Here is an 11,681-nt window from a genome sequence, read left to right as displayed (position 1 = left end):
GTCGGTGGGGTAACCTTTTGGAGCCAGCCGCCTAAGGTGGGACAGATGATTGGGGTGAAGTCGTAACAAGGTAGCCGTATCGGAAGGTGCGGCTGGATCACCTCCTTTCTAAGGATGAAATGAAGTTATCTTCATTAAAAGACGTCTTTATTTGTTCGTTCAGTTTTGAGAGAGCAATCTCTCATTATAACTTGTTCCTTGAAAACTAGATAATGCAATAGAAGAAGATTACCAAGTAATCGCCATCTTAGTTTTTTCTCTCTTATTTATTTTAAGTAAGAGCAATAACCATAAACATTGGTTAAGTTAGAAAGGGCGCACGGTGAATGCCTTGGCACTAGGAGCCGATGAAGGACGGTACTAACACCGATATGCTTCGGGGAGCTGTAAGTAAGCTTTGATCCGGAGATTTCCGAATGGGGGAACCCATCATCCGTAATGGGATGATATCTTTACCTGAATACATAGGGTATTGAAGGCAGACCCGGGGAACTGAAACATCTAAGTACCCGGAGGAAGAGAAAGCAAACGCGATTCCCTGAGTAGCGGCGAGCGAAACGGGATTAGCCCAAACCAAGAGGCTTGCCTCTTGGGGTTGTAGGACACTCTACACGGAGTTACAAAGGAGCGAGGTAAGTGAACAGGTCTGGAAAGGCCGGCCATAGAAGGTAAAAGCCCTGTAGTTGAAACTTCGTTCCCTCCAGAGTGGATCCTGAGTACGGCGGGACACGAGAAATCCCGTCGGAAGCAGGGAGGACCATCTCCCAAGGCTAAATACTCCCTAGTGACCGATAGTGAACCAGTACCGTGAGGGAAAGGTGAAAAGCACCCCGGAAGGGGAGTGAAATAGTTCCTGAAACCGTGTGCCTACAAGTAGTCAGAGCCCATTAACGGGTGATGGCGTGCCTTTTGTAGAATGAACCGGCGAGTTACGATTACATGCAAGGTTAAGTTGATAAGACGGAGCCGCAGCGAAAGCGAGTCTGAATAGGGCGAATGAGTATGTGGTCGTAGACCCGAAACCAGGTGATCTACCCATGTCCAGGTTGAAGTTCAGGTAACACTGAATGGAGGACCGAACCCACGCACGTTGAAAAGTGCGGGGATGAGGTGTGGGTAGCGGAGAAATTCCAATCGAACTTGGAGATAGCTGGTTCTCTCCGAAATAGCTTTAGGGCTAGCCTCATGTAGTAAGAGTCTTGGAGGTAGAGCACTGTTTGGACTAGGGGCCCTCATCGGGTTACCGAATTCAGACAAACTCCGAATGCCAAAGACTTATCCATGGGAGTCAGACTGCGAGTGATAAGATCCGTAGTCAAGAGGGAAACAGCCCAGACCACCAGCTAAGGTCCCAAAGTATACGTTAAGTGGAAAAGGATGTGGAGTTGCTTAGACAACCAGGATGTTGGCTTAGAAGCAGCCACCATTTAAAGAGTGCGTAATAGCTCACTGGTCGAGTGACTCCGCGCCGAAAATGTACCGGGGCTAAACGTATCACCGAAGCTGTGGATGGACACCATTAGGTGTCCGTGGTAGGAGAGCGTTCTAAGGGCGTTGAAGCTAGACCGTAAGGACTGGTGGAGCGCTTAGAAGTGAGAATGCCGGTATGAGTAGCGAAAGATGGGTGAGAATCCCATCCACCGAATGCCTAAGGTTTCCTGAGGAAGGCTCGTCCGCTCAGGGTTAGTCGGGACCTAAGCCGAGGCTGAAAAGCGTAGGCGATGGACAACAGGTTGATATTCCTGTACCACCAAAATCCGTTTGAGTGATGGGGGGACGCAGGAGGATAGGGTAAGCGCGCTGTTGGATTAGCGCGTCCAAGCAGTTAGGCTGCAAGTGAGGCAAATCCCGCTTGCATACGGCTGAGCTGTGACGGCGAGGGAAATATAGTACCGAAGTTCTTGATTCCACACTGCCAAGAAAAGCCTCTAGCGAGGATTAGGTGCCCGTACCGCAAACCGACACAGGTAGGCGAGGAGAGAATCCTAAGGTGAGCGAGAGAACTCTCGTTAAGGAACTCGGCAAAATGACCCCGTAACTTCGGGAGAAGGGGTGCTCATTAGGGTGTTAAAGCCTTGATGAGCCGCAGTGAATAGGCCCAGGCGACTGTTTAGCAAAAACACAGGTCTCTGCGAAGCCGCAAGGCGAAGTATAGGGGCTGACGCCTGCCCGGTGCTGGAAGGTTAAGAGGAGGGGTTAGCGCAAGCGAAGCTCTGAATCGAAGCCCCAGTAAACGGCGGCCGTAACTATAACGGTCCNTGGTTAAGTTAGAAAGGGCGCACGGTGAATGCCTTGGCACTAGGAGCCGATGAAGGACGGTACTAACACCGATATGCTTCGGGGAGCTGTAAGTAAGCTTTGATCCGGAGATTTCCGAATGGGGGAACCCATCATCCGTAATGGGATGATATCTTTACCTGAATACATAGGGTATTGAAGGCAGACCCGGGGAACTGAAACATCTAAGTACCCGGAGGAAGAGAAAGCAAACGCGATTCCCTGAGTAGCGGCGAGCGAAACGGGATTAGCCCAAACCAAGAGGCTTGCCTCTTGGGGTTGTAGGACACTCTACACGGAGTTACAAAGGAGCGAGGTAAGTGAACAGGTCTGGAAAGGCCGGCCATAGAAGGTAAAAGCCCTGTAGTTGAAACTTCGTTCCCTCCAGAGTGGATCCTGAGTACGGCGGGACACGAGAAATCCCGTCGGAAGCAGGGAGGACCATCTCCCAAGGCTAAATACTCCCTAGTGACCGATAGTGAACCAGTACCGTGAGGGAAAGGTGAAAAGCACCCCGGAAGGGGAGTGAAATAGTTCCTGAAACCGTGTGCCTACAAGTAGTCAGAGCCCATTTACGGGTGATGGCGTGCCTTTTGTAGAATGAACCGGCGAGTTACGATTACATGCAAGGTTAAGTTGATAAGACGGAGCCGCAGCGAAAGCGAGTCTGAATAGGGCGAATGAGTATGTGGTCGTAGACCCGAAACCAGGTGATCTACCCATGTCCAGGTTGAAGTTCAGGTAACACTGAATGGAGGACCGAACCCACGCACGTTGAAAAGTGCGGGGATGAGGTGTGGGTAGCGGAGAAATTCCAATCGAACTTGGAGATAGCTGGTTCTCTCCGAAATAGCTTTAGGGCTAGCCTCATGTAGTAAGAGTCTTGGAGGTAGAGCACTGTTTGGACTAGGGGCCCTCATCGGGTTACCGAATTCAGACAAACTCCGAATGCCAAAGACTTATCCATGGGAGTCAGACTGCGAGTGATAAGATCCGTAGTCAAGAGGGAAACAGCCCAGACCACCAGCTAAGGTCCCAAAGTATACGTTAAGTGGAAAAGGATGTGGAGTTGCTTAGACAACCAGGATGTTGGCTTAGAAGCAGCCACCATTTAAAGAGTGCGTAATAGCTCACTGGTCGAGTGACTCCGCGCCGAAAATGTACCGGGGCTAAACGTATCACCGAAGCTGTGGATGGACACCATTAGGTGTCCGTGGTAGGAGAGCGTTCTAAGGGCGTTGAAGCTAGACCGTAAGGACTGGTGGAGCGCTTAGAAGTGAGAATGCCGGTATGAGTAGCGAAAGATGGGTGAGAATCCCATCCACCGAATGCCTAAGGTTTCCTGAGGAAGGCTCGTCCGCTCAGGGTTAGTCGGGACCTAAGCCGAGGCTGAAAAGCGTAGGCGATGGACAACAGGTTGATATTCCTGTACCACCAAAATCCGTTTGAGTGATGGGGGGACGCAGGAGGATAGGGTAAGCGCGCTGTTGGATTAGCGCGTCCAAGCAGTTAGGCTGCAAGTGAGGCAAATCCCGCTTGCATACGGCTGAGCTGTGACGGCGAGGGAAATATAGTACCGAAGTTCTTGATTCCACACTGCCAAGAAAAGCCTCTAGCGAGGATTAGGTGCCCGTACCGCAAACCGACACAGGTAGGCGAGGAGAGAATCCTAAGGTGAGCGAGAGAACTCTCGTTAAGGAACTCGGCAAAATGACCCCGTAACTTCGGGAGAAGGGGTGCTCATTAGGGTGTTAAAGCCTTGATGAGCCGCAGTGAATAGGCCCAGGCGACTGTTTAGCAAAAACACAGGTCTCTGCGAAGCCGCAAGGCGAAGTATAGGGGCTGACGCCTGCCCGGTGCTGGAAGGTTAAGAGGAGGGGTTAGCGCAAGCGAAGCTCTGAATCGAAGCCCCAGTAAACGGCGGCCGTAACTATAACGGTCCTAAGGTAGCGAAATTCCTTGTCGGGTAAGTTCCGACCCGCACGAAAGGCGTAACGATCTGGGCACTGTCTCAACGAGAGACTCGGTGAAATTATAGTACCTGTGAAGATGCAGGTTACCCGCGACAGGACGGAAAGACCCCGTGGAGCTTTACTGTAGCCTGATATTGAATTTTGGTACAGCTTGTACAGGATAGGTAGGAGCCTGAGAAACCGGAGCGCCAGCTTCGGTGGAGGCGTCGGTGGGATACTACCCTGGCTGTATTGAAATTCTAACCCGCGCCCCTGATCGGGGCGGGAGACAGTGTCAGGTGGGCAGTTTGACTGGGGCGGTCGCCTCCTAAAAAGTAACGGAGGCGCCCAAAGGTTCCCTCAGAATGGTTGGAAATCATTCGTAGAGTGTAAAGGCACAAGGGAGCTTGACTGCGAGACCTACAAGTCGAGCAGGGACGAAAGTCGGGCTTAGTGATCCGGTGGTTCCGCATGGAAGGGCCATCGCTCAACGGATAAAAGCTACCCCGGGGATAACAGGCTTATCTCCCCCAAGAGTCCACATCGACGGGGAGGTTTGGCACCTCGATGTCGGCTCATCGCATCCTGGGGCTGTAGTCGGTCCCAAGGGTTGGGCTGTTCGCCCATTAAAGCGGTACGCGAGCTGGGTTCAGAACGTCGTGAGACAGTTCGGTCCCTATCCGTCGTGGGCGCAGGAAATTTGAGAGGAGCTGTCCTTAGTACGAGAGGACCGGGATGGACGCACCGCTGGTGTACCAGTTGTCTTGCCAAAGGCATCGCTGGGTAGCTATGTGCGGAAGGGATAAGTGCTGAAAGCATCTAAGCATGAAGCCCCCCTCGAGATGAGATTTCCCATAGCGTCAAGCTAGTAAGAACCCTGAAAGATGATCAGGTTGATAGGTCAGAGGTGGAAGCGTGGCGACACGTGCAGCTGACTGATACTAATCGTTCGAGGACTTAACCACAATGAAATGCGGAGGCGACTGTTCAACTTCGACAGACGTTGGAGGGCCAGTCATTCAAATCCTGTACTTTGGATTTGGAGGAATGGACCGAAACGGCCGAGAAGTTAGGAGCCAAAGCTAGACAAAACAATGGCATTACTTACATTCTTCTTCTAACATTATCTAGTTTTGAAGGAATAACCTTTCTTCAATTAAATAGTCCGGTGGCGATAGCGAGAAGGTCACACCCGTTCCCATCCCGAACACGGAAGTTAAGCTTCTCAGCGCCAATGGTAGTTAGGGGCTGTCCCCTTGTGAGAGTAGGACGTTGCCGGGCAACATGAAAAAAGTACATCTTTATAGATGTGCTTTTTTTGTCGTTGAAATTCTAAATTGAAGACGACTGTTTAACTTCGAGAAACATTGGAGAGCCAGTGCATGTAGTTGGCATTGGAGGAAGGACCTAAAATGCCGCAAGGTATAGTCTTAAAAATGTAAGTTTGCTCAACTTATCTTTTTACCAAACTGTGAGGGAAGCGAGAAGCGAACAGGTCGAGGAATCGATTGAGGAAAGGCCGGAGCGTACGTAGTTGGTACGTGAGGACCTTGACGAGTGAGATGACGAAGAGATGTGAAGGTTATCGATTTCCGAACAATGATAGCGAGAAGGTCATACCCGTCCCTCCCGAACACGGAAGTTAAGCTTCTCAGCGCCAATGGTAGTTAGGGGCTGTCCCCTTGTGAGAGTAGGACGCTGCCGGGCAACATGAAAAAAGTACATCTTTATGGATGTGCTTTTTTGTTTTTTCATTTATATAAACCAAGGATTTTTCATTAATTTAATTACTTAATTCCTTTAATACATATCCATTTATTATTTGAATGGACATATAAATTTACCTTTTTAAATCCAACTTTGTGAAAAAGCTGTTCTAAATCTACCTTGGTTTTATAGTCTCTCATATGGTAGTTTATTTTGTATATCTCTGCAGCAACGAGGAAACACCCTTGCTTTTTTAACACCCTGAATATTTCTTTTACTCCATCTTCTAAATGGTCCCAAAAGTAGTGAGTTTGAAAAGCTGTAACCAAGTCAAAAGTATTTTCTGAGAACGGAAGATCATATATACTTGCTTGTTGAATATTTACTTTACCTGCGGCCACATCCAATTTGTTTGATCTGTATGAACTTTGTACTGCCTGCTGGGAATAATCTATTCCGAATATCTTTCCTTCTGTATTCAATTGTGATAATAACCGAATTGTCTTTCCGCCTCCACATCCTGCATCTAATATTGTGGCTCTTTCTGTTATTTTTACTTTTTCAAAAGCCCATTTATTTAACTGAATATGTGCGGAATTCATTATTTTTAACATTAGTGAACCTATCTTCCCATCGGGCCTCTTTGCTTGCTGAATTAACTTATTTAGCATATCTATTGTTATACCTCCTTGTATTTTATATTAATAACTCGAATATACGAATGGGTATAATTAATAGTTCCACAAAGCTGGGCCATAACCTTCAATTAGACTATTTTCATAAGTTCTTTTTTTATACAATCTCACGTTTCGTTTTTTATATTACAGGTTTGAAGAACAAAAAATTAGGGGAAAATGTTTAATGCTAGTTCGTTGCAAGTTTTTACATAGATCATGTATAATATAAGTCAAATATAGTCAAAGTCAGATAGGGGGTGGCCGGGTGAGGAACATTTCGGACATCATTGAAAACTACCTGAAACAAGTTTTAGACTTGAGCGAGCAGGAGATTGTTGAGATTAAAAGAAGTGAAATTGCAGACAAGTTTCAATGCGTACCTTCTCAAATAAATTATGTTATCAATACTCGGTTTACAATCGAGAAAGGGTATATGGTGGAAAGTAAACGTGGAGGAGGAGGTTATATAAGGATCATGAAGGTGCAGTCTTATGATTACGCCCATTTAATTGATCAGCTAATCTCCATAATCGATTCACGAATAGCCCAGAATAGTGCTGAAAATGTTATATACAGACTTGTTGAAGAAGAAATTGTCTCAAAAAGGGAAGCAAAAATCATGCTAAGTGTCATTGATCGATCGGTATTATATATAGACCTGCCCTATAGAGATGAACTTCGAGCACGTATGCTAAAAGCAATGCTTACAACCTTGAAATATAAATAAACAGCAGGTTGGAGGGGAACCGATGGTTTGTCAAGAATGCAATCAAAGACCAGCTACCTTGCACTTTACGAAAATAGTAAATGGCGAAAAAGCAGAATTTCAGCTATGTGAAAAATGTGCTGCAGAAAAAGGGGAGATGTTTATGTTCAATAATGGACAGAACTACTCCATTCATAATCTCTTGGCAGGACTTCTTAATGTACAGCCAGCTTATCAGGGCAGCAGCCAAAATGCCTTTCAGAATGAAAAGGTCATTCAATGCCCCAATTGCTCTATGACATATAAGCAATTTATTAAGATTGGCAGGTTTGGCTGTGCAGAATGCTATGAAACATTTAGTGAACAGCTTCCCCCTATTTTTAGAAGGCTTCATAGCGGAAACGAAACACATAATGGAAAAATTCCCGCCAGAATCGGAGGAAGTATCCATTTACGAAAGAATATCGAAGAACTCAAGCATAAAATGAAAGAATTCATTGCCAACGAAGAGTTTGAAGAAGCTGCCATAACACGAGACGAGATAAGAAAGTTAGAAAAAGAGCTGAATTCCGCTCATGAGGAGGGCGAGTAACTTGTCGTTGGAGCGTTTTATTAACCAGGCGATTAGCTCCTGGATGAGTACGGAGGGACCGGATTCAGATATAGTCTTAAGTTCTCGAATTCGACTTGCTCGAAATCTTAAGCAATATAGATTTCCAACATTGTTTGAGAAGGATGAGGCTGAAGCCGTTATTAATCAAGTCAAAAAACGTTTAGAGCATCCTGGAGAAATAGAAGATAAACACTTGGAATTGCTGCTTATGGATGAACTGCAGCCGCTGCAGAAAAGGGTATTAATGGAGAAGCATTTAATTAGCCCTCACTTAGCGGAAAACTCTACACATGGTGCTTGCCTCCTATCAGAAAGTGAAGAGATTAGTATCATGATTAATGAAGAGGATCATATACGCATTCAATGTCTATACCCAGGTTTTCAGTTATTAGAAGCACTGCAGATGGCGAATACAATTGATAATTGGCTTGAGGAAGAAATTGATTATGCTTTTAATGAAAAGGTCGGTTTTCTAACAAGCTGTCCTACCAATGTAGGAACCGGTATCCGTGCTTCTGTCATGATGCACTTGCCGGGTCTTGTATTAACACAGCAGATCAATCGAATTATCCCTGCAATTAATCAACTCGGTTTAGTTGTTAGAGGAATTTATGGGGAAGGCAGCGAAGCACTAGGGAACATCTTTCAAGTTTCAAATCAGATGACGTTAGGTAAATCCGAAGAAGATATTGCCGAAGACTTGAAAAGTGTTGTCAGTCAATTAATTTCACAGGAAAGGTCAGCAAGGGAAGCATTAGCAAAGACTTCTAACATACAATTAGAAGACAGAGTTTTCCGTTCATATGGGACTCTCCTGAATTGCAGAATCATTGAAACAAAAGAGGCGGCACGCTGTTTGTCTGATGTTCGCCTTGGCATTGATATGGGATACATTGAAAATGTATCTGAAAATATTTTAAATGAGCTTATGATTTTGACTCAGCCGGGCTTTTTACAGCAATATGCTGGCGGACCTTTAAGACCACAGGAAAGGGATATCCGCAGAGCAACACTCATTCGTGAAAGATTACAAATGGAAAGCAAATAGTTGGGAGGATAATCATATGATGTTCGGACGATTTACTGAAAGAGCGCAAAAGGTACTTGCATTAGCACAAGAGGAAGCAATCCGCCTTGGACATAATAATATTGGCACAGAACATATCCTGCTCGGTTTGGTTCGAGAAGGAGAGGGAATTGCAGCGAAGGCATTATATGCTCTAGGACTTGGTTCTGAGAAAATTCAGACTGAGGTAGAGAGCTTAATTGGACGAGGACAGGAAGTCTCACAATCACCGCATTATACGCCAAGAGCGAAAAAAGTAATTGAATTATCAATGGATGAAGCAAGAAAGCTGGGACACTCCTATGTAGGGACAGAGCATATTCTTCTTGGATTAATCCGTGAAGGAGAAGGTGTTGCTGCCCGTGTATTAAACAACCTTGGCGTCAGCTTAAATAAAGCGAGACAGCAAGTGCTTCAGCTCTTAGGAAGCAATGAATCTGGAGGCCATCAAGGCGGTGCATCAGCAAATGCCAATACACCAACTCTTGATGGATTAGCCAGAGATTTAACTGCGATTGCAAGAGAAGGAAGTCTTGACCCTGTTATTGGGCGCAGTAAAGAAATTCAGCGTGTCATTGAAGTACTTAGCCGCCGTACAAAAAACAATCCTGTTTTAATTGGTGAACCAGGGGTTGGTAAAACAGCAATTGCTGAAGGGTTAGCACAGCAAATTATCAATAATGAAGTGCCAGAGACACTTCGTGATAAAAGAGTTATGACACTAGATATGGGTACGGTTGTTGCTGGGACAAAATACCGCGGTGAATTTGAAGACAGATTGAAGAAAGTAATGGATGAAATTCGCCAGGCCGGCAACATCATCTTATTCATTGATGAACTTCACACCTTGATTGGTGCTGGTGGTGCAGAAGGTGCCATTGATGCTTCAAATATATTAAAACCATCCCTTGCACGTGGTGAATTGCAATGTATTGGTGCTACAACGCTTGATGAATATCGCAAGTACATTGAAAAGGATGCAGCACTTGAACGCCGCTTCCAGCCGATTACAGTTGATGAGCCGACGTCCGATGAATCTGTTCAAATTTTGAAAGGATTAAGAGACCGTTATGAGGCGCATCACCGTGTAACCATTTCAGATCAGGCGATTGAAGCAGCGGTTAAATTTTCGGATCGTTATATTTCTGACCGTTTCTTACCAGATAAGGCAATTGATTTAATTGATGAAGCTGGTTCAAAGGTAAGATTGAGATCTTATACGACTCCTCCAAACTTGAAGGAGCTTGAAGTTAAGCTTGAGGATGTCCGCAAAGAAAAGGATGCAGCCGTACAAAGCCAGGAATTTGAAAAAGCAGCATCATTGCGTGATACAGAACAGCGCCTGCGCGAACAGCTGGAAGAAACCAAGAAAACTTGGAAAGAAAAGCAGGGCAAAGAAAATAGCGAAGTAACCGTTGAGGATATTGCACATGTTGTTGCTAGCTGGACAGGAATTCCGGTATCTAAGCTGGCAGAAACAGAAACGCAAAAGTTGCTTAACTTAGAAGAAATTCTTCATTCCCGTGTCATTGGACAAGAGGAAGCTGTTAAAGCAATCTCTAAGGCTGTGCGCCGTGCACGTGCCGGATTAAAAGATCCTAAACGTCCAATCGGATCATTTGTGTTCCTTGGACCAACAGGAGTAGGGAAAACAGAATTGGCAAGGGCGCTGGCAGAGGCTATGTTCGGCGATGAAGAGGCAATGATCCGCATTGATATGTCCGAGTACATGGAGAAGCATTCTACTTCTCGTTTAGTTGGTTCTCCTCCAGGATATGTTGGCTATGATGAGGGCGGCCAGCTGACAGAAAAGGTGCGCAGAAAGCCATACTCTGTTGTCCTGCTCGACGAAATTGAAAAAGCACACCCAGACGTATTTAATATTCTTCTGCAAGTATTAGAGGACGGAAGACTGACAGACTCAAAAGGCAGAACGGTTGATTTCCGTAATACAGTCTTAATCATGACTTCAAATGTTGGAGCAGAAGCTTTAAAACGCAACAAGTATGTAGGTTTCAATGTTCAAGAGGGAGATCAGGATTACAAAGATATGAAAGGAAAAGTAATGGAGGAGCTGAAAAAAGCATTCCGTCCAGAATTTCTGAACCGTATTGATGAAATCATTGTTTTCCACGCTCTAGAAAAGAAACATCTGCAGGAAATTGTTTCGCTCATGTCAGATTCATTGACTAAACGCCTGCATGAACAAGAAATTCAGCTGGATCTTACTGAAGCTGCTAAGGCGAAAATCGCTGAAGAAGGCTATGATCCGGAGTATGGAGCAAGACCATTGCGCCGTGCGATTCAAAAGCATATCGAAGATCGTCTTTCTGAAGAGCTTTTAAAAGGAACTGTATTAACAGGTCAGAATGTTGTCATTGATGTCGAAAATGGCGAGTTTACCGTTAAGACAGCTGAAGCAAGCGGGACACCAAATTTAAATAAAGCATAAGTTTACTGAGGTACACGAACAAATTTTCGTGTGCCTTTTTTATAAGTAATATCCTTCTGAATGACTTCAGTAATAATGGGGCTGATCCGATAGTCCTTCCTTCCCTGTCCCCCTGTTTTATCTTTTTATCACTTTAGTTCTCTTTCCATAGCCTGTCTGTTATAGTTATAGATCATCAATAAGTATTTAACTGGAATCAATGATAATTGTTATATTTGTGAAATATATATA

The 11,681-nt window shown here is 45.3% G+C and carries 5 protein-coding genes and 4 rRNA genes; 8 read left to right on the top strand and 1 reads right to left on the bottom strand.

Going from position 1 to position 11,681, the window contains the following annotated elements; translation table 11 throughout:
• The 4 genes from B7E07_RS23160 to rrf (B7E07_RS23145) all read left to right on the top strand — a co-directional run.
• Positions 1-108 (top strand): 16S ribosomal RNA (locus tag B7E07_RS23160); the annotation flags it as partial.
• Positions 109-2,275: 2,167 nt separating this feature from the next.
• A 23S ribosomal RNA gene (locus B7E07_RS23155) occupies positions 2,276-5,188 on the top strand.
• A 205-nt stretch (positions 5,189-5,393) separates the two neighbouring features.
• Positions 5,394-5,510 (top strand): 5S ribosomal RNA (gene rrf, locus B7E07_RS23150).
• Between the two features lie 311 nt (positions 5,511-5,821).
• A 5S ribosomal RNA gene (rrf, locus tag B7E07_RS23145) occupies positions 5,822-5,936 on the top strand.
• Between the two features lie 80 nt (positions 5,937-6,016).
• Here the strand turns inward: rrf (B7E07_RS23145) and B7E07_RS23140 are convergent.
• Entirely contained in the window at positions 6,017-6,613 is a 597-nt protein-coding gene (locus B7E07_RS23140) for a class I SAM-dependent methyltransferase (RefSeq protein WP_080849062.1), read from the bottom strand.
• A gap of 265 nt (positions 6,614-6,878) precedes the next feature.
• Here B7E07_RS23140 and B7E07_RS23135 point away from each other — a divergent pair, with 265 nt between their 5' ends.
• Genes B7E07_RS23135 through clpC form a run of 4 tightly spaced genes read left to right on the top strand, consistent with a single transcriptional unit; the run spans position 6,879 to position 11,450 of the window.
• Positions 6,879-7,340, top strand: coding sequence for a CtsR family transcriptional regulator (locus tag B7E07_RS23135; RefSeq protein ID WP_066441654.1), 462 nt, complete (start codon positions 6,879-6,881; stop codon positions 7,338-7,340).
• Between the two features lie 22 nt (positions 7,341-7,362).
• Entirely contained in the window at positions 7,363-7,911 is a 549-nt protein-coding gene (locus B7E07_RS23130) for a UvrB/UvrC motif-containing protein (RefSeq protein ID WP_080849061.1), read from the top strand.
• Position 7,912: 1 nt separating this feature from the next.
• Positions 7,913-8,980, top strand: coding sequence for a protein arginine kinase (locus B7E07_RS23125; RefSeq protein ID WP_080849060.1), 1,068 nt, complete (start codon positions 7,913-7,915; stop codon positions 8,978-8,980).
• A 16-nt stretch (positions 8,981-8,996) separates the two neighbouring features.
• Complete coding sequence (gene clpC, locus B7E07_RS23120; RefSeq protein ID WP_080849059.1) at positions 8,997-11,450, top strand: ATP-dependent protease ATP-binding subunit ClpC; 2,454 nt, start codon at positions 8,997-8,999, stop codon at positions 11,448-11,450.
• Positions 11,451-11,681: the final 231 nt, after the last annotated feature.

Source organism: Cytobacillus gottheilii, assembly GCF_900166665.1.
GTDB classification, from domain to species: domain Bacteria; phylum Bacillota; class Bacilli; order Bacillales; family Cytobacillaceae; genus Cytobacillus; species Cytobacillus gottheilii_A.
Note: the sequence above shows the minus strand (reverse complement) of the source record. Positions and strands in the feature narration are given on the sequence as shown.